Here is a 19,761-nt window from a genome sequence, read left to right on the forward strand (position 1 = left end):
CAAATATAATAAACAATTGAATGTATTGGTAATTAAAAATACAATTGATTGAATCGTATGAAATTATTCCCTTGAAATGATAAAGATCATTCAAATATTTACCAGAATCAATAAATTATCTTTAACGAGTATTTCTAATTTACTGAATTAGTTCGACTCTCCTGCTATTATATATTATTTATTAATAATTCGTTGATATTCATAGCCACTATACTGGTTTTCCGCCTGATTATTTGTAAGTTTATGACATGAGGAAACAATTATTGGTTGCTGGACTAACAGGTTTAATGCTTGTTGGAAGCGCGTTTTCGCTTCCATCAAAACTTGATAAAGAAAAGAAAGGAAAAAAGGCTAAACAATCGGCCTCCATGTTGCCACAAGACAAAGCTTCTCAATGGGTCGACAGTGTCTTTAACTCCCTGACCCAGGAAGAAAGGATCGCCCAGTTAATTATGATCAGGGCGCATTCCAACCTCGGACAGGATCATATCAATGCAGTTATAAAGGATATCCGGGATAATAAAGTAGGAGGGGTTATATTCTTCCAGGGCGGACCTGTAAGACAAGCCAATCTTACCAACTATTATCAATCCATCTCCAAAGTGCCGCTGTTGGTAGCGATAGATGGAGAGTGGGGACTGGGAATGCGGCTGGACAGCGTTATATCGCTGCCCCGCAATATGATGATAGGAGCCGTACAGGATACCGGTTTAGCTTATGAAGCCGGGAAACTGATAGGAGAACAGTGCAAGCGGATGGGCATCCACATCGATTTCGCCCCGGATATGGATATAAACAACAACCCGGCAAACCCTGTGATCAACGACCGCTCTTTCGGTGAGAACAAATACCAGGTAGCCCGTATGGGAGTTGCCACGATCAAGGGAATGCAGGATGCGGGCATCATGGCCTGCGCCAAACATTTCCCGGGGCATGGCGATACCAATGTAGACTCCCATTTCGATCTTCCTTCTATCAATAAAACAAGACAACAGTTAGACAGCCTGGAACTCTATCCCTTCAGGGAGGCCGTCAAAGCAGGCGTAGGTTCTGTCATGATCGGCCACCTGTATATTCCGGCTATCGATAAAAAGCCCAATACGCCTACCTCCATCTCCTACAAAGCTGTAACAGAACTGCTGAAACAAGAAATGGGATTCAAGGGGCTGATAGTCACAGATGCGCTTGAAATGAAAGGTATTGCAAAGTTCTACTCAAAAGGTCAGGAATCCTTACAGTCGTTGCTGGCAGGAAATGACCTGATGATATTGCCCTCTACATCTGCCGGCAGCGTAGACGCTATAAAGAAAGCCATCAAGGCAGGGAGGATCAGCCAGCAGGAAGTAGACGCGCGGGTGAAGAAAGTATTGATGGCTAAATACCAGTTGGGTCTTTCTCAACCACAGCATATCGAAACTGCGAACCTGGTTGAGGACCTGAATGCAAAAACAGACAGCCTTCGTCGCAAGATCGCGGAAAAGGCCATCACCCTTGTAAAAAATGATAAAGACCTGATCCCGTTTTCGCCTGCTATGACCCAGCAGAAACTGGCAGTGATAGCAGTAGGAGCCGACGCAAACAATACTTTTTTACAGTCGGTAAAAGAATACAAGCCAGGTACAGATGTGTTCATCTTTACCGCCAGGCAGTCGGTAGACCAGATTGCGCCAATTGCTTCAAGGATCCAGCGCGATTACAAAGCTGTTATCATCAGTTTGCATAATTACAGCCGGCGTCCTGCAAATAACTTCGGCCTTTCCTTAGCGCAACGGTTGCTCATTAAACAGTTGCAGGCAGAATTGCCTTCTGCCACCGTTGTATTCGGAAACCCATACGCACTGCAGTATTTCTGCGATGCGCCGAATATAATTGCAGCGTATGAAGATGACAGTACCACCCAGAGAGTGGCCGCCGATATATTGTTCGGTAAACTCGGGCCTTCAGGAAAACTTCCTGTTACCGTTTGTCCTGGCATGAAAGAAGGTACCGGGATCACTTATAAAGTGAACCAGTATACTGTTTTGCCTGCTGCATCTCCCGCTGCTGTAGGAATGAATGAACAGGCATTGCTGAAAATTGATGCAATAGCGAATGAAATGATCAGCAGGGGCGCAGCACCCGGGGCCCAGGTAGTGGCGTTAAAAGACGGGAAGGTTGTTTATAACCGGTGCTTCGGGCATTTCGAATATAACAAGGCAGAACCGGTTACCCCACAGTCAATTTACGATGTAGCCTCGGTAACCAAAGTTTGCGCTACAACGCTTGCCGTGATGCGGTTGTATGACGAGGGAAAGATCAACCTGGATGCTACGCTCGGCGTTTATCTTACAATGGTTTTAGGAACAGACAAAGCGGGATTAAGGATCAGGGATATACTCCTGCACCAGGCGGGACTTGTGGCTTTTATCCCGTTTTATAAAGAAACCCTGCTGCCTGACGGATCTCCCGACCCTAACCTGTACCGTAGATCTCCGGATGCTACGCATAGCGTAAGGGTAGCGGAGCAGTTGTACCTGGAAAATGAGTATGTTGATAGTATTTGGAGAGAGATTGTTGACAGCAAACTAAATCCCCGTGCGGGGTATATATACAGCGATAACGATTTTCTTTTTCTTGGAAAAATCGTAGAGCAGCTGACAGGAAAAAAACTGAATGATTATGTAAGGGAAACTTTCTATGAGCCGCTTGGACTGGCAACAACAGGTTTCAGGCCCAGGGAGAGATTTCCATTGTCGAGGATCGCGCCAACAGAATATGAGCAGAATTTCCGCCAGCAGCAGCTGAGAGGCGATGTGCATGATCCCGGCGCCGCTATGTTGGGCGGAGTTGCGGGGCATGCAGGGTTGTTTTCCAGTGCGCACGACCTGGCTGTAATTATGCAGATGCTGATCAATTATGGCAGTTTCAACGGCGTACAGTATATCAAGCCGGAAACAGTCAGGTTATTTACTGCCTATGGAAGTTCGATCAGCCGGCGGGGATTGGGTTTCGACAAACCCGAAAAGAATAATAATACCCGCTCGGAGCCTTACCCGGCAAAATACGCTTCATCAGCTACTTTCGGGCATACAGGATACACGGGTACCTGTGTATGGGCAGACCCGGAAAGCAAACTGGTATTTGTTTTCATGAGTAACCGGGTATATCCCAGCGGTGGAACCAATACAAGAATATCTGCGTTGCGTATCAGGGAAAAAATGCTGGATGCATTATACCAGGCAATTATGTAGATTGTCAATAATATTAGAGCCAAAGCCAATCTGTTTATGCAGGTTGGCTTTTTGATTATTGTTAACGAGCGTTAAATACGCTTACCGGGCGCTACTTTGGCATCCTTTTGGAATTTTAGAGGGTATAAACTTCAAGGATATGAAAAAGACTACATTTTTACTAGGGGTGCTGTTATTGTTTGGATGGTCTGTCAATCAGAGTTTTGCACAGGTAAGCGTTAATATAAACATTGGTAGCCAGCCGGCCTGGGGACCTGTTGGTTACGATTATGCACAGTATTATTACATGCCGGATATTGATGCCTATTACAGCATTCCAAAACGACAATTTATTTACCTGGACGGAGGCAGATGGGTGTTTGCAAGATCTCTTCCTTCGCACTATCATTACGACCTGGACAGGGGATATAAAGTAGTGATCAACGATCGTGACCCCTGGTTACGGAACGATGTGTACCGGGTTAAGTATAGTAATTACAAAGGATGGTACGGAAAACAAACTATCATCAGGGATAGCAGGGATCCAAAGTACAAGAAGCATTACAACAATGGACGGGGCAATAAAAACGGCCACTATAAAGGAAATAAAGGGAACGGACATAAACATCATGACTAAAAAAAAGGACGATCAGCTGATCGTCCTTTTTTAGTTTTATTAGTTTACTGAAACATTCCTGTTAACCTGGGTTTGAGTGGTGATGGAGAGTGATTTTTCCATCATGATGTTTTTACCATTCCTGATCTCAAAAACATAATCGCCATCTTCCAGAGATTGAAGGTTATATCTTCCTTCGAATTTTACAGTAGCTGGCAGCGCTTCTCTATGGAGTGTATTATTGAATTTATCTTTGATATAAAGAGCAAGTCTTTCGTTTCCCGGGTTCTCCACTAATAATTGAAACAATAACTGGTCTTGTTTCAATTGTTTGATCTGAGCATTGAACGATTTCGCAGGAGGATTGGCTATTGATTCATTTTTAGCAGTCAATAAAGCGAAGGTCGTTGATTGTGCAGACGCACAAACCTGGAAAAATATTAAAGAAACAAATGTAAATACAACAACTTTGGGCGCTAAAACAAAACGTAAAGGTTTCATGATTTAATTTTTTAAATGTTTCGTCATTTTTAAAATCGCGGGCCGTATTAGCTAATACAATGGTGCTTTTTTTTCTGACACAAAATTCCGCCTGCAGAATTAACAGAACATTACGCATTTGTTAAAATAATGTGAGTATTTGTCGGCTTTCATTCCCTATTTTTGCAGCGTTTATGAAAGCATTAGAATTCAACATAGCAGAAGATTATATAGAGAGAAAAAGCAACCGGCCGGTGGCCATCTGGTTGTATATCGGGGTTGGCATGCTGATCGTTCAGGTGCTATTGGGCGGTATTACGCGTCTGACAGGTTCGGGGCTCTCAATCACCGAATGGCAGCCTTTGTTGGGAGCTTTCCCGCCAATGAACCAGGCGGCCTGGGAAAAGGCTTTTGAGGGATATAAACAAATAGCGCAATATAAATACCTTAATAACCATTTTACTTTATCAGACTTTAAAGCCATTTATTTTTGGGAATGGCTGCACCGTGACTGGGCAAGGTTAATGGGCGTAGTTTTTATAGTGCCTTTTATCTGGTTCCTGGTTAAAAAGAAACTGAATGCGAGTATGATCAACCCTATGATCATTTTGTTTGTTCTTGGAGGCTTGCAGGGATTGATAGGATGGATCATGGTGGCGAGCGGATTAAACGACGAGAACCTGTATGTAAGTCATATCCGTTTGGCTATTCACTTTATCTCTGCATTGGTGTTGCTCTGTTATGTTTTCTGGTTTGCATTGAAATTAAGCGTTCCGAAAACCGAAATCCTGGCAGTACCAGGCCTGAAAAAGCTTAATCTTTGGTTACTTGGCATATTGGTGATACAGCTTATTTACGGCGCTTTTATGGCGGGTTTGCATGCGGCGTTGGCTGCCAGCACCTGGCCGGATATCAACGGTTCATGGGTGCCGGGAGGTATGTTCGCCCAGCAGGGATTCTTTACAGATATCTTCCATAATCAAATCGCCATCCAGTTTATACACCGTGGGCTGGCTTATATTATTACCATCCTGGTAGCTATCTGGTGGTGGAAATCCAGCCAGACGCCTGCAGAAAGCCTGTTGCACAAAACGCGCTATCTTCCGTTACTGCTGGTATTATTACAGGTTTTGCTGGGAGTGCTCACATTGCTGAACAGCCAGATCAGGATACCTATTTCTTACGCCATATTACACCAGGCAGTTGGTATGCTGTTGCTCTTGTCTCTGATCTGGACCTATTTTCTGACCAACCAAAGCGCTAAAAGTCCTGCACTGAATTCATAATTCGTAATTTTTTCCGTAGGTTTATTTGTAATAATTGGTCTGATGAAGGTGAAGTTATTACTTATAAAAACTTACTATTCTTTCCCTATACAGCTGCTGCTGCTTCATTTCAGGAAGTACCAGGTATTGCTTGTTTTCTGGATCATACTTTTCAGTACTATCAATGGTGGTTTTGCTAAAGTATTCGGAGGCGATGCGCTGTTCCTGGCGCCGGAGTACCTGGGAAAGGTGAACTTCTACAGTACCACGCTTCTCGGGCTGGCCACAGGTATGTTTATAATGAGCTGGCAGATAACCACGTTTATCCTGCATACAGGCCGTTTTAAATTTTTGGCAACAACTGCACAACCCTTTTTCAAATATTGCCTTAATAACTCCATAATCCCGATATTATTCACAATAAGCATACTTTATAAAGGGTGGGAGTATCAGCGTTATGAGCAATTAAACACTGTTCCTGATACCTTGCTGCTGGCCGAAGGGTTTATTTGCGGAGTTTTGCTGGTCTTCTTTTTCTGTTTCTTCTATTTTTTCAACGCAGACAGGAACATCGGGCGACGCCTGGAAAAGCGTTTCGGCAACCCGCGCAACTTCCTCAAAACAATTTTAAAACCCACACAGGAGCCCGACGAAAATGCCTTGCCGGTACACAATTACTTCTCTTCTCCCTGGAAGATCCGGAGAGCCAGGAATGTGGATCACTACAATAAACACTATCTCGATAATATCCTTAAACAACATCACTTTGCGGCCATCATTACCGTAGGGTGCGCACTGGTATTTCTTGTTATCCTGGCTTATATGATGGATTACCGGGTATGCAGGATCCCGGCAGGGGCCAGTGTGCTCATATTCTTTGCCTTCCTGATAGGGGTGGCAGGGGCGTATTCCTATATGCTGCAAACCTGGTCAATCCCCATATTGCTGGTGATCTTATTTGGAATGAACTGGATGGTGGAACATGACTGGCTGGATAACAGGAATAAAGCCTACGGGCTTAATTACAGGGCAAAAAGCCAAAGGCCTGAATACAGTGTGAACGCCTTGCAGCAGTTCTTTACCAAGGAACGTGCAGAAGCAGATAGGGAATCGACCCTGGAGATATTGAAACGTTGGCGTAAGAAGTTCCCCGCCAACGAAAAGCCGCCATTGATCGTTTTAAATTTCAGTGGAGGAGGCAGCAGGTCTGCTACCTGGACGGTCAATGTTTTGCAACGGCTGGATAGCCTGCTGGATGGGAATTTAATGAACCATACAGTGCTGATGACGGGCGCTTCGGGCGGAATGCTGGGAGCAAGCTACTTCCGGGAGTTGTATTATGAACAACAACAGGGGAAGCCAATAAGGCTTACGGATGTTAAATATGCGGATAAGATCTCGCAGGACTTGCTGAATTCTGTCTTTACAGCCATGGCGGTTAACGATTTTATTACACCCTGGAGAAGTTTTGTGCTGGATAAGAACAGGTATGCCAAAGACAGGGGATATGCCTTTGAGATGCAGTTGAATGAGCATACAGACAGTGTTTTAAACAAAAAACTGAAAGATTATTATTTGCCGGAAAAGACGGCGGAGATCCCCATGCTGATCTGGAATGCGACGATCAATGCCGATGGCCGGCGACTAATGATCTCCCCGCAGGGCATTAGCTACCTGTGCGCCCCCGAATACCTGTATCCAACGCGCCAGGTGAGGGATATAGACGGGGTGGATTTCGGACAGTATTTTGCTGCGCAGGATGCCATGAACCTCCGTATTACCAGCGCTATCCGCATGTGCGCCACTTTCCCTTATGTACTGCCAAATACCTTTTTGCCCAGCAACCCGATCGTTGATGTAATGGATGCCGGCATCCGCGATAATTTCGGACAACAAACCACATTGCGTTACCTGTATACATTCAGCAAATGGATCAATGAAAATACCAGCGAGGTAGTGTATATCCAGGTGCGCGATACAAGGAAGAACGATATCAGTCCCATTAAAAAACAAAAAGACCTGAGCGACCTGCTGTTTGAGCCCTTGTTCACTATGCAACAGCATTGGAGCGCTATGCAGGACTTCGACCAGGATGACCTGATCAACTACATGGAGGGGTATTTCCCCAATAAATTTCACCGGATCATTTTCCAATATGTTCCACAGAAACAGGATAAGGCAGCCGCATTATCCTGGCATCTTACCTCCCGCGAAAAGATGGATATAGCGACGGCCCTGGATAACCCGGCCAACCAAAGCGCGTTCGATTACGTTGTTAAGCTGTTGAAAAGAGGCGCCGCTGTTACCGGAGGAAATCCAGCAAAGGAGCGATAAACTTCGGATAAGCTTCGATATGGGGGAGGTGACCAACACCTTCGATAGGAACGAGCGTGGCATGATGAATGGCTTTAGCTGCGTTTTCCCCAAGTTGAGGGTAATTACCCAGGGTGCTTCTGATATTTTCCGGAACGCTGGCTTTGCCGAGCGCTGTGCGGTCGCGTTGTCCTATGATCAGCAGGGTAGGCATTTTCAGGTTGGGAAATTCGTATAGCACCGGCTGGGTGAAGATCATATCATATGTTAAGGCAGAATTCCATGCGACTACGTTATAATCGGGGCTTCCGATCCAGCTTGCCTGGAGCTTTGCCCATTTATCGTAGCTGGCTGTCCATTTGCCTGCATAGTAGCTATCCATCATGTATTGCTTGATCTTCGCGTAGCTTTGCTGCAGCTCTCCTTTATACCACTGGTCTACAGACTGGTATGGAACAACGGTTTTCCAGTCTTCGAGGCCGATTGGATTTTCAAGGATCAGTTTTTCGGTAACATCGGGGTACATTAAAGCGAACCTTGTAGCCAGCATTCCACCCATTGAATGGCCAAGGATGGCTGTTTTCTTAATGCCGAGCGTATCTAACAGGGCTTTGGTGTTTTGTGCCAGTTGCTGGAAAGAATATTGGAATGTTTTGGGTTTTGACGATTTGCCAAACCCTATCTGGTCGGGGATGATCACACGGTAGCCGTTATTGCTGAGATCGGCGGCTGTGCTGTCCCAGTAGGCGCCGGAGAAGTTTTTTCCATGCAGCAGTACAATGGTTTTGCCGTTGGGTTTGGAGGGTTGGACGTCCATATATGCCATTTTAAGTTGCTGGCCCTGGATATGAAGAGGCAGGAAATGAACAGGGTAGGGGTATTTATAATTTGTCAGATAAATATCTTGTACGGGTATTTCCTGGGCTAAAACGTTCGCAGAGATCATCAGGAGCATTGCTAACAGCCTGAATGTGAGTTTTTTCATGAGTATGCTGTTTGATTTGCGTTCGAGAAACGCAAAATTGACGCCAAAAGGATGTAGTTTAATAGATTGATTATTAGACAGTTGAAAGGGAATCTTGACAACTGACCAAATGATTACATTTATTTAAACCAGGATCAATGCATTCTCGTATGGTTTTCGTACCTTTGCGCCTTCTTTTTGTAGCTATTAGCGTGTTTTCTGTTAATGGCTGATAGCTAAAGGTATAAGTATATGAATATTCGTAATATCGCAATTATTGCACACGTAGACCACGGTAAAACTACTTTGGTTGACAAAATTCTTCATCAGACGAATGTATTTCGGGCCAACCAGGAATCAGGCGATCTGATCATGGATAACAACGATCTTGAAAGGGAGCGTGGTATCACTATTTTCAGTAAGAATGCTTCTGTTGAGTACAAGGGCGTAAAGATCAACGTTATTGATACTCCGGGCCACGCCGACTTTGGCGGCGAGGTAGAAAGGGTATTGAAGATGGCTGATGGGGTTATCCTGTTGGTGGATGCGTTTGAAGGTCCGATGCCACAAACCCGTTTTGTGTTGCAGAAAGCGCTTCAGTTGAACCTGAAACCTATCGTAGTAATTAATAAGGTAGATAAAGAGAACTGTCGCCCTGACGAAGTACACGATGCTGTATTCGAATTATTCTTTAACCTCGATGCAACTGAAGATCAATTAAACTTCCCAACATATTATGGTTCCGGTAAAAATGGCTGGTTCAACAGTTCATTGACCCCATGTGAAGATATCACTCCGCTGATGGATGGTATCCTGGAACATGTACCGGCTCCTAAAACTCCGGAAGGAAACCTGCAATTGCAGATCACTTCCCTGGATTATTCTTCTTTCTTAGGTCGTATTGCGGTAGGTAGAGTAACCCGTTCTTCTATTGAAGAGAACCAATGGGTAACTTTAATGCAGGCAGATGGTACTGCTAAGAAACAGAAAGTAAGAGAGCTCTATGTTTTTGAAGCGTTAGGAAAGAGAAAGGTAAATAAGGTAACGGCTGGTGATATCTGTGCGGTAGTAGGTATTGAAGATTTTAATATTGGAGATACAATTGCTGATGCGGAAGAGCCGGAAGCATTACCGGTGATCAGCGTGGATGAGCCAACCATGAACATGTTGTTTGGCATCAACAACTCTCCGTTCTTTGGTAAGGATGGTAAGTTTGTAACATCCCGTCACCTGCGCGACCGTTTGGTGAAAGAAACTGAGAAGAACCTGGCATTGCGTGTAGTGGATACCGATAGTGCTGATAGTTTCCTGGTTTATGGTCGTGGTATCCTTCACTTAGGCGTATTGATTGAAACTATGCGTCGTGAAGGTTATGAGCTGACAGTAGGTCAGCCTCAGGTGATCGTGAAAACCATTGATGGTAAGAAATGTGAGCCGTATGAAACTTTAGTAGTGGATGTACCGCAGGAATTTGCCAGCAAGGTAATTGACCTGGTTACCCGTCGTAAAGGTGAAATGTTGATCATGGAAACCAAAGGAGAGATGCAACATCTTGAGTTTGAAATTCCATCCCGTGGTCTGATCGGCTTGCGTACCCAGATGCTGACTGCTACTGCCGGCGAGGCGGTAATGGCGCACAGGTTCAACGATTACAAACCTTGGAAAGGCGCTATTCCGGGCCGTAACAACGGTGTGCTGATCGCTAAGGAAGCGGGTAGTACTACCGCTTATTCCCTGGATAAGTTACAAGACAGGGGTTCTTTCTTCGTTGATCCGGGAGAAGAGGTGTATAAAGGAATGATCATCGGTGAAAACAACAAGCCGGGCGATCTGGTAGTTAATCCGAATGAAGGAAAGAAATTAACGAACATGCGTGCAAGTGGTAGCGATGGTGCTGCTAACATTGCTCCTAAAATATTAATGACGCTTGAAGAGTGTATGGAGTACATCCAGCATGATGAGTGTATCGAGGTAACACCTAATTTCATCCGTATGCGTAAAACCATCCTGGATGAGGAAGAGCGTAAGAGATCAGCAAAGAGCCTGAAGGCTGAGGCTTAATTGCTGCTTACATTACTAGTGAAAAAGGTAAGACCGCTCCGATGTTCGGGGCGGTTTTGCTTTTTAGGGGGTAACAAACGAGTTTCCTGATAGCTTCTTCTACAAACAAAAATCCCCGCCCAGGAAAAGGCAGGGATGTGCATACTAACCCAATGCTTACTAAAACTAAAACTAACTTCTATTTATATATTTCAAGTATAAATAAGTCTGATCATTTGATCGGCTTAATACCCGGAGTAATTACCCTGATTAAGGTTATCCTGATTAAGGTTACCAGAGTTAAGATTACCCAGATTGAGGTTACCCGATTAAGGTTACCAGAGTTAAGGTTACCCAGATTGAGGTTCCCCGATTAAGGTTATCCTAATTAAGGTTACCAAAGTTAAGATTACCCTGACTGAGGTTATCCTGATTAAGGTTACCAGAGTTAAGATTACCTGAATTAAGATTACCCTGAATTAAGATTACCCTGATTGAGGTTCCCCGATTAAGGTTCCCCTGATTAAGGTTACCAGAATTAAGGTTACCAGAATTAAGGTTACCAGAATTAAGGTTACCAGAATTAAGGTTACCCGGATTAAGCTTCAGCTATTCCTTGCTTTTCAGCAATTTTAGCTTTGATCTTTGTTTCGATTTCAGCAGCTAATTCAGGATTGTCACTCAGCAGTTGTTTAACGGCATCACGACCTTGACCCAATTTGTTGGTATCATAGCTGAACCAGCTACCGCTTTTTTGAACGACGCCATATTCAACGCCCATATCAATGATTTCACCCATTTTGGAAACACCCTGACCGTAAACGATGTCAAATTCTGCCTGACGGAAAGGAGGGGCTACTTTATTTTTTACCACTTTTACTTTTACGCGGTTACCTACTGCTTCATCGCCATCTTTAATCTGGCTGATACGGCGAATATCTAACCTTACAGATGCGTAGAATTTCAGGGCATTACCACCGGTGGTTGTTTCAGGGTTACCGAACATTACACCGATCTTTTCACGTAATTGGTTGATGAAGATAGCGCAGCAATTGGTTTTGGAAATCGTAGCTGTGAGCTTACGCAAAGCCTGAGACATCAAACGAGCCTGTAAACCCATTTTGCTTTCTCCCATTTCACCTTCTAATTCGCTTTTTGGAACCAGGGCGGCAACAGAGTCAATTACTACTACATCTACCGCGCCGGATAAGATCAGGCGATCTGCGATCTCTAATGCCTGCTCTCCGTGATCTGGCTGAGATATTAATAATGCATCCACATCCACACCAAGCTTCTTAGCATAGGAACTGTCAAAAGCATGTTCCGCATCGATGATAGCGCAGATACCGCCCTTCTTCTGGGCTTCTGCAATCGTATGTATGGCAATGGTTGTTTTACCGGAAGATTCAGGACCATATATTTCTACAATTCTTCCTTTTGGTAAACCATTTACTCCAAGCGCTATATCTAAACCCAGGGAACCAGTGGAAATAACTTCCATAGGCGCTTCCGCTTTTTCACCCATCATCATCACGGATCCCTTACCGAAATCCTTTTCTATCTTATCCATTGTAAGGCGTAACGCCTTCAGTTTTTCTGCATTGGCTGTAGACATATTATTAAAGTTTTTACAAATTTAAAAGATAGCCGATCAAACAGTAGCAAATCAATTTGTATCGCTAAGTTATGATCTTGTTTTTTATTTTCCTAAAATTTTTAGCATTTTATTTTTGATGCTATATAATTTAGCATTTTACAATCGCTCGTTTTTCTCTTCTTTCCTCTATCTATCCGTTGTTTCCCGATTGCATAACAAAGATGCGATGCCATTACGCATTGAATATGCGTATCAAAAAAAGTCCGAAAAAATTTAAATGAGAATTCTACTGCTTTTTCAAAAAGCGTAGTTATACGCTTGAGTATCGATTAAGAATATATGACCTTTGTGGAGTCAAGTTTAGTTGTTAAAAGTTAGCCCTGATGTCTGTTAGTGTTTGTTAGCCTCTGCTCTTGCGGCCTTGCATCCAGTTGATGAAGTAAGACGATGGTGCGGAGTGAAACAACCCCAATTAAGTATTCACCCATTCTATAATCTGGCTCCCTTGTTCCCTGCCGATCATAAAAAGTCGGTAGGGAAAAGGGGATAGAATGGAACTTATTTTACCAGGATCCAGCAGGCAATCAATTGAGTTGCAATGCCTATCAGGAAGCCAAGGTATATTTCACGCGGGTCGTGCGCTTTTACAATCATCCGGGAAGTAGCCACAACTGCAGCTACAAAAAAAGTAATAACCAACGGTACGCTTACATTCATATGCATCCCCCACATCAGGGACAACAGGAAACCTATTACGCCTCCCCAACCCACCGTATGCATACTGGTCTTAACGAAAATATTGGAAATAAAGGAGATAGAAATGCTGAGGAAGATCCCCAGGAAAAAGGCCGTATAAAACCTCGGCGCCCGCCCTTCCTGCTGAAATGCATAAAATGCCCAGAAATAATAGGTAAGCATTGCCACATAAGGAATGATCCTTTCTTTCTGCGACTGAAGGTATATAGACTGGGTAATATTCAGCGCCCGTAACAACAAAATGGTCAATAAAGGAAACCCTATACTGATGATTGCTACCCGGAAATACAGCATATCAAAGGCAAAGCGCTTGCTTTGCACCTTGAAGGCAACCATGTATTCGGGGATCGACTGCAAAATGAGGAATGTCACCAGCAGGGGAATAAACAGTGGATGGGTAAGATATGATATTACTTGAGCCAACGATTTTAAGGCCGGCGAAAACTCTGGCTTCTCATCTAACTCCGAAAACCGGTTTAAAACTGCATTCTCTTGCATGGTGGTATAGTTGCTTATAATTCTTTACGCAAACGGGCTACAGGGATGTTCAACTGCTCACGGTATTTGGCAACAGTACGACGTGCAATATTGTAACCTTTATCTTGTAACATCTTCGTTAAGTTCTCGTCACTCAACGGCTTACGTTTGTTTTCTGCTTCGATCAGGTCCGATAAGATCTTCTTAACTTCTCTTGTAGAAACTTCCTCCCCACTATCTGTAGATAACGACTCCGAGAAGAAGAACTTCAGTTTGAATGTTCCGAACTCCGTTTGCACGTATTTGCTGTTGGCTACCCGGCTAACGGTGGAAATATCCAGCTGTGTTCTGTCTGCGATATCTTTCAGGATCATGGGCTTCATGGTCGTTTCATCTCCTGTCAGGAAAAATTCGCGCTGGTAATCCATGATCGACTCCATAGTCGACAATAACGTATGCTGCCTTTGCTTAATGGCGTCGATAAACCATTTGGCTGCATCGATCTTTTGCTTGATAAATAAAACCGCTTCTTTCTGGCGTTTGTCCTTTTTATCTCCGCGGTCGTATTCTTTCAGCATTTCCCGGTACCCGCCGGAAATACGCAGGTCGGGAGCATTCCTTGAATTCAGCGTCAGCTCCAGCTTTCCTGCGTTATTCATGATAAAGAAATCAGGAACTACATAGCTTTCGGCCTTGTTAAGGGTAGCGAAATTACCTCCCGGCTTAGGCGTAAGCCTGATAATCTGGGTGATAGCTTCTTTCAGCCCTTCGTCCGACAGGCTTAAAGCCTTCTGTATCTTCTCGTAATGCTTCTTGGTGAATTCGTCGAAATAGTTTTCCAGGATGATGTAGGCATTATGCACCCCCGGATCGTCCTGCGACTTGCGTTTTAACTGCAATAGCAGGCACTCTTTCAGGTCGGTGGCGCAAACGCCGGCCGGATCAAATTCCTGGATCTTTTTAATTAAGGAACCTATTTCTTCTTCCGTAGTATCAATATTCTGGGAAAACGAGAGGTCATCTACCATGGCGCTGATCTCGCGGCGGAGGTAACCATCATCGTCGATGCTTCCTATAATATGTTCGGCTATGGCTGTTTGCCGGTCGTCCAGTTCCAGCATGCCCAGTTGACTGAGCAAATGTTCATGGAACGAAGTTTCGACCCTGACAGGGATCGTTTTATTGCTCTCGTCCGGGTCCGGGTAATTATCGTCGCGCAGCTTATAGTCAGCCACGTCATCATCTCCTTCGCTTACGTATTCGGAGATATCAATATTGTCGTATTCACTTTCACTGCCATCAGGGTCAAATTCATCTTCTTCAGCAGGACTGTCGAAGTCCTCCTGTTCTTTGAATTCATCTTCCCCCGATTCTTCTCCATACTCTAATGCAGGGTTTTCTTCCAATTCTTCCTTGATCCTTTCTTCCAGGTTGACAGTAGGAACCTGCAACAGCTTCATTAACTGAATCTGCTGAGGTGAAAGCTTTTGTAATAACTTTTGCTGTTGTGTCTGTTTTAACATAGTTTATTCCCCTACAAGGCAAAATTAATAAGTATAAGGTTAACGATTTGTTAGCCTTCAGCTTGATTAGTATAGCGCATTTCAGGACCTAGAGGTCAAAGTCCAATTCCAGTTGTTCCGGTAATAATCGAAACGATTTCCTGTGAAAGGGCGTTTCCCCATGTTCTTTCAACGCTTCCCGATGAAGTTTGGTCGGATATCCTTTATTGACATTCCAACCAAAATGCGGATACACATTATGCAATTCCTGCATATAGTCGTCCCGGTAGGTTTTTGCCAGGATGGATGCCGCCGCAATGGAAGCATACAAACCGTCGCCCTGCACGATACAAGCATGTGGTATATTGCCATATGCATTGAACCGGTTACCATCGACCAGGATAAATTCCGGTTGCTGTTGCAATTTTTCCAGCGCCAGGTGCATCGCTTTGAATGAAGCTTTCAGGATATTTATCCTGTCTATTTCTTCGTTATCCACACTGGCCACTGCATAACAGATAGCCTTCTTTTCAATCACTTTTCTCAGCTTCTCCCTTTCCGCAGGCTTCATCTGTTTGGAATCATTCAGTAGCGGATGCCTGAATTTTTTAGGCAAAATAACGGCGGCGGCAAACACCGGGCCCGCCAGGCATCCCCTTCCAGCTTCATCACAGCCGGCTTCAATCAATTGATCTTGGTAATACGAACGTAGCAAATCAAAATCTGTTAAGCCGGGTAAAATTACAAGATAAATGGTCAAGGAACAAGGCTTGTGAAATTTGGCATCTATTATTTAAAGAGATCCTTCAACGATTGCCATTGCTTGTCTGTTTCTTTCATTAAGTCATCGGCAGTGGCTTTGGTACTATCCCATTTTTCCTGGCTGGCATTTTTCACTTCCTCCAGTTTCCTGTTCATCTTCGCTTTTAACTCTTCCAGCTTAGCAGCTGTTTCTTTACTTTTTTTACTGCCTTCCTTTTTTAGTTCTTCAGTTTTTGCATCAATTTCCCTGATACGTTCCTGAATGCTATCTTCTGTTTTTTGTTTCTGATCTTTTAAATAGTCGCCGGCGTTACTGGCCGCAGATTTTAAATTATCTCCTGCTTCCTGTAAATTCTCTTTCATTTCATCTTTATGTTCTTCCTGTTTCGGAGTTTCATTGCACGATAAGATAGCTGCAAGGCCTGCGATCAAAAAGAGTTTTTTCATGATTTGTACAGTTTTTCAGGTTTTTAAAAATGTTGGCACAGCCCAGCTGTGCGTCTCCCTTAATCAAAACATATTCCAGTTTTTTTGTTCACTACGTATTCATATTAAAATAATCGTTACATGACCGCGGTAATACTGCTAATCTGCGGCTGGTAACGAAAAAATAGCTAGGTTTGAGGTCCTTAAAAAACAAACCTGACTTAATATGAAGAAAAAATTGATGGTTTTGCTCCTACTTTTAAGCGTCAGCATAAAATGGGCAAAAGCAGATGAAGGTATGTGGTTACCATACCTATTGGGCCAACAAACCTACAACGACATGGTGAAAAAAGGCCTCAAATTGACGAAAGAACAACTGTACAGCATCAACAAAGCTTCTCTCAAAGATGCTATTGTTATTTTCGGAGGCGGATGTACCGGTGAAATCGTGAGCAGCGAAGGCTTGATCTTTACCAACCACCACTGCGGCTATGGAGCTATCGCAAGTGCAAGTACCGTAGAGCATAACTATCTGAAAAATGGGTTCTACGCCAAAACAAAACAAGAAGAAATTTCCTCTCCACAACTGAGCGTTCAGTTCCTGATACGGGTCGACGACGTAACCAAAGAAATGGAAGAAGGTCTGAAAGGACTCGACGGAGTTGCAAGAGCCCAAAAAGAGCAACAATTATATACGGAAATTATCACCAAAAACACAGCAAATACCGACTACGAGGCAAAAGTAGTGCCTATGTTCAAAGGTAACCAGTACCTGCTGTTCATCTATCAACGTTATAAAGATATCCGCCTGGTAGGCACTCCTCCTGAAAGCGTAGGTAAATTTGGCGGCGATACCGATAACTGGGAGTGGCCACGTCATACCGGCGACTTCTCAATCTTCCGCGTATATACCGGCAAAGATGGCAAACCGGCGCCTTATTCGGCCGACAACGTTCCTTTGAAACCTAAACATTTCCTGCCGGTTTCTATTAAAGGCGTGAAAGAAAACGATTATGCCATGATCTTCGGTTACCCCGGAGGTACCAACCGTTACGAGACTTCCTATGGCGTTCAATTAAAAACATCTGTAGAAAATCCTTCAGTTGTTAATCTTCGCGATGTAAGGCTAAAAGCGATGTTTGAGCAAATGAAGAAAGATCCGGCTGTAAAACTGCAACTGGCTTCTTCTTACGCAGGTATCGCCAACTACTGGAAATTCTTTGATGGCGAAACCAAGCAATTGGAAAAGCACGGAGTGCTGGCTGAAAAACAACAACAGGAATCAGCTTTTGCTAAATGGGCACAGGACAAACCTGAATTCGCAGGCGTATTGCGCGACTATGAAGCTGCCTATAAAGCATGGACTCCATACGCGAAACAAAGAATCTACCTGACAGAAGGTATCCTTGGCTCGCCGCTGGCCGCATTTGCCGGCAACCTTACCCTGGTTGAAAAAGCACTGGTAACGCCTGGCGCACCAAAAGATGCTGTAAAGCAAGCAGTTGAAGCTGCGGATAAAGCACGTACAGCGTTCCTGGAAAGCGAGAATAAAGCCAGCGACCAGAAGATCCTGGCGGCTACCCTCCACATGTTCTATACAGATATTCCTAAAGATCAGCAACCTATTGGCTTCTTCGAAGGACTGCAGTCCAAATTCGGGAAACTGGACGACGATAATACTTATCGTACCTGGGCTGCTTCTGTGATGAACAACACTTTCATTTTTGATGATGCGAAGTGGAAAGCTTTCATCGCTAACCCGGATGCCGTTACTTTACAGAACGACCCTGCATATGCTTATGCCAGCGCGTTCATTAAGAACTACTCCAGCAAATATCAACCGCTGTACGCACAGTTCAATACAAAGATCAACGATCTTGGCCGCGTTTACCTGAAAGGCGTCATGCAAATGAACCCTAATGCGAACAGGTACCCGGATGCCAACTTCACCATGAGAGTTTCTTATGGCCAGGTGAAACCATACTCGCCCCGCGACGCCGTACATTACGATTATGTAACTACGATGAAAGGAGTGATCGAGAAATATGTCCCCGGAGATTATGAATTCGATCTGCCTGCCAACTACATGGATCTTTACAAGAAGAAAGATTTCGGTCAGTATAAAGATGCCAGGCGTAATGATGTGGTAGTTGGGTTTATTACTACTAACGATATTACCGGCGGTAACTCCGGATCTCCTGTTATCAATGCTAACGGAGAGTTGATTGGTTTGGCTTTCGACGGTAACTACGAAGCATTAAGCCACAAGATCCAATTCGATTCAGAATATAACCGTACTATTTGCGTGGATGTACGTTATGTATTATGGTGCATTGAGAAATTAGGCGGCGCTAAAAATATTATCAACGAATTGAAACTCGTTAAATAAAGTATTCAATCGCTTTTTTTCCGGGCTCCTGCGATCAAATCGCAGGAGCTTTTTTTATGCCAGTTCTTATATAAGACCCGGATAATATACCTGCAATATAAATAGCGGAAATGTTGATTATAACAGTAAGGAATATACGTAGTTTGTATTGGAAAAAAGAACAGGATGTAAAGAAAAGCTTACAAATTTTTGTTTGCATTTTGCGTATGTCGATTGCTGAGAGATGGATGCATTGAGCAGGGGGAGGGTTGCTGGTGGCTGACTGCAGCCATACGGTAGGCTGAGGTGATGACCGCATTTTGGCTGCATATGAGATGAATAAAACAAATCGCAGTTTTTACGAGGAACCATATACGTAATTCTACGTGTTTTGATAAAAAAGTTTGAATTGATTTTTTTGTTAGAAGAATGTGTCGTAAATTTGCGTCCGCTTAACAACCGAATATAGATACTGTTGCTTATAAGAGTTGCAAATGCAATAGTGTTAACCCCGGTGATTTATTTGTAACAGGGTTTTGTGACCCCCCAAAAAAAGAATGTAAAAATGAAACAGATGAAATTGTTTGTAGTTACCCTTATTATGTTATTTACTACCGCTTTGATTTCCTGCAATGCAGATTCTGACGGATCAAGTTAAATAATTGGGGGATTAATATAAAAATAGTTTTTTTGCATTGGATTAGCCAATAAAGCATGTGGATCAGAACTTTCGCAAACTTGTAGAATTGCTGTTACCAGCGGGAATATTAGAGTATTTTGACTTAATAGATTCAAATCAGGACAAAGAAGGTATTCACATATACCTGGAGGAAAAGAATAGCATTCCAGTAGAACATCAACATAAGAAAGCTCACTCTAAAGGATTCTTCTCAGAAGTTGTTATTCAGGATTTTCCCATACGCAATCAGCGCGTCATGTTGCATGCAAAGCGCCGTCGGTGGGAAGTTTTGGAGGATGGGCAAATA

The 19,761-nt window shown here is 43.7% G+C and carries 14 protein-coding genes; 7 read left to right on the forward strand and 7 right to left on the reverse strand.

Translation table 11 applies throughout. From position 1 onward, the window contains the following. Positions 1 to 248: 248 nt before the first annotated feature. A complete protein-coding gene (locus tag BLV62_RS18080) occupies positions 249 to 3,230 on the forward strand; it encodes a glycoside hydrolase family 3 N-terminal domain-containing protein (protein WP_089763373.1) in 2,982 nt (993 codons plus the stop codon). 139 nt (positions 3,231 to 3,369) lie between these two features. After that, positions 3,370 to 3,846, forward strand: a complete 477-nt coding sequence (locus BLV62_RS18085; RefSeq protein WP_089763374.1) for a hypothetical protein — start codon at positions 3,370 to 3,372, stop codon at positions 3,844 to 3,846. Positions 3,847 to 3,885: 39 nt separating this feature from the next. On the opposite strand, the gene BLV62_RS18090 is transcribed toward BLV62_RS18085, so the two are convergent. After that, positions 3,886 to 4,326, reverse strand: a complete 441-nt coding sequence (locus tag BLV62_RS18090) for a hypothetical protein (protein WP_089763375.1) — start codon at positions 4,324 to 4,326, stop codon at positions 3,886 to 3,888. A 173-nt stretch (positions 4,327 to 4,499) separates the two neighbouring features. Here BLV62_RS18090 and BLV62_RS18095 point away from each other — a divergent pair, with 173 nt between their 5' ends. Together BLV62_RS18095 and BLV62_RS18100 are read left to right on the forward strand one after the other, a co-directional pair. Continuing rightward, the gene (locus BLV62_RS18095) at positions 4,500 to 5,591 is read left to right on the forward strand and encodes a COX15/CtaA family protein (protein WP_089763376.1); all 1,092 of its coding nucleotides are present in this window, start codon (positions 4,500 to 4,502) and stop codon (positions 5,589 to 5,591) included. 42 nt (positions 5,592 to 5,633) lie between these two features. Continuing rightward, a complete protein-coding gene (locus tag BLV62_RS18100) occupies positions 5,634 to 7,904 on the forward strand; it encodes a patatin-like phospholipase family protein (RefSeq protein ID WP_089763377.1) in 2,271 nt (756 codons plus the stop codon). Here the strand turns inward: BLV62_RS18100 and BLV62_RS18105 are convergent. Then, positions 7,873 to 8,868: an alpha/beta fold hydrolase gene (locus BLV62_RS18105; RefSeq protein ID WP_089763378.1), complete on the reverse strand. Its 996-nt coding sequence runs from the start codon at positions 8,866 to 8,868 to the stop codon at positions 7,873 to 7,875. The two genes, BLV62_RS18100 and BLV62_RS18105, sit on opposite strands and share 32 nt — an antisense overlap. Positions 8,869 to 9,099: 231 nt before the next feature. Between BLV62_RS18105 and typA the strand changes: the two genes are divergently transcribed. After that, entirely contained in the window at positions 9,100 to 10,908 is a 1,809-nt protein-coding gene (typA, locus tag BLV62_RS18110) for a translational GTPase TypA (RefSeq protein WP_089763379.1), read from the forward strand. A 577-nt stretch (positions 10,909 to 11,485) separates the two neighbouring features. Here typA and recA read toward each other — a convergent pair. The 5 genes from recA to BLV62_RS18135 form a co-directional block, all read right to left on the reverse strand. Continuing rightward, positions 11,486 to 12,502, reverse strand: coding sequence for a recombinase RecA (recA, locus tag BLV62_RS18115; protein WP_089763380.1), 1,017 nt, complete (start codon positions 12,500 to 12,502; stop codon positions 11,486 to 11,488). 540 nt (positions 12,503 to 13,042) lie between these two features. Continuing rightward, positions 13,043 to 13,738: a hypothetical protein gene (locus tag BLV62_RS18120; RefSeq protein ID WP_089763381.1), complete on the reverse strand. Its 696-nt coding sequence runs from the start codon at positions 13,736 to 13,738 to the stop codon at positions 13,043 to 13,045. A gap of 14 nt (positions 13,739 to 13,752) precedes the next feature. Then, entirely contained in the window at positions 13,753 to 15,240 is a 1,488-nt protein-coding gene (gene rpoN / locus BLV62_RS18125) for an RNA polymerase factor sigma-54 (RefSeq protein ID WP_089763382.1), read from the reverse strand. An 88-nt stretch (positions 15,241 to 15,328) separates the two neighbouring features. Further along, entirely contained in the window at positions 15,329 to 15,934 is a 606-nt protein-coding gene (locus tag BLV62_RS18130; protein ID WP_089763390.1) for a ribonuclease HII, read from the reverse strand. 74 nt (positions 15,935 to 16,008) lie between these two features. Further along, positions 16,009 to 16,428 carry a hypothetical protein gene (locus tag BLV62_RS18135; protein WP_089763383.1) on the reverse strand — a complete coding sequence of 140 codons (420 nt, stop codon included), beginning with the start codon at positions 16,426 to 16,428 and terminating at the stop codon, positions 16,009 to 16,011. A 205-nt stretch (positions 16,429 to 16,633) separates the two neighbouring features. Between BLV62_RS18135 and BLV62_RS18140 the strand changes: the two genes are divergently transcribed. Both BLV62_RS18140 and BLV62_RS28600 read left to right on the forward strand, forming a co-directional pair. After that, on the forward strand, positions 16,634 to 18,796 hold the full coding sequence (locus BLV62_RS18140) for a S46 family peptidase (RefSeq protein WP_089763384.1): 2,163 nt from the start codon (positions 16,634 to 16,636) through the stop codon (positions 18,794 to 18,796). 695 nt (positions 18,797 to 19,491) lie between these two features. Then, on the forward strand, positions 19,492 to 19,761 hold a 270-nt coding region (locus tag BLV62_RS28600; RefSeq protein ID WP_211118332.1), incomplete at its 3' end, for an ISAon1 family transposase N-terminal region protein.

Source organism: Chitinophaga terrae (ex Kim and Jung 2007) (assembly GCF_900107795.1).
Taxonomy (GTDB): Bacteria; Bacteroidota; Bacteroidia; order Chitinophagales; family Chitinophagaceae; genus Chitinophaga; species Chitinophaga terrae.

Coding starts and splice junctions, on each gene's coding strand:
- BLV62_RS18080 (WP_089763373.1), top strand. CDS start 249: ATGAGGAAACAATTATTGGTTGCTGGACTAACAGGTTTAATGCTTGTT.
- BLV62_RS18085 (WP_089763374.1), top strand. CDS start 3,370: ATGAAAAAGACTACATTTTTACTAGGGGTGCTGTTATTGTTTGGATGG.
- BLV62_RS18090 (WP_089763375.1), bottom strand. CDS start 4,326: ATGAAACCTTTACGTTTTGTTTTAGCGCCCAAAGTTGTTGTATTTACA.
- BLV62_RS18095 (WP_089763376.1), top strand. CDS start 4,500: ATGAAAGCATTAGAATTCAACATAGCAGAAGATTATATAGAGAGAAAA.
- BLV62_RS18100 (WP_089763377.1), top strand. CDS start 5,634: ATGAAGGTGAAGTTATTACTTATAAAAACTTACTATTCTTTCCCTATA.
- BLV62_RS18105 (WP_089763378.1), bottom strand. CDS start 8,868: ATGAAAAAACTCACATTCAGGCTGTTAGCAATGCTCCTGATGATCTCT.
- typA (WP_089763379.1), top strand. CDS start 9,100: ATGAATATTCGTAATATCGCAATTATTGCACACGTAGACCACGGTAAA.
- recA (WP_089763380.1), bottom strand. CDS start 12,502: ATGTCTACAGCCAATGCAGAAAAACTGAAGGCGTTACGCCTTACAATG.
- BLV62_RS18120 (WP_089763381.1), bottom strand. CDS start 13,738: ATGCAAGAGAATGCAGTTTTAAACCGGTTTTCGGAGTTAGATGAGAAG.
- rpoN (WP_089763382.1), bottom strand. CDS start 15,240: ATGTTAAAACAGACACAACAGCAAAAGTTATTACAAAAGCTTTCACCT.
- BLV62_RS18135 (WP_089763383.1), bottom strand. CDS start 16,428: ATGAAAAAACTCTTTTTGATCGCAGGCCTTGCAGCTATCTTATCGTGC.
- BLV62_RS18140 (WP_089763384.1), top strand. CDS start 16,634: ATGAAGAAAAAATTGATGGTTTTGCTCCTACTTTTAAGCGTCAGCATA.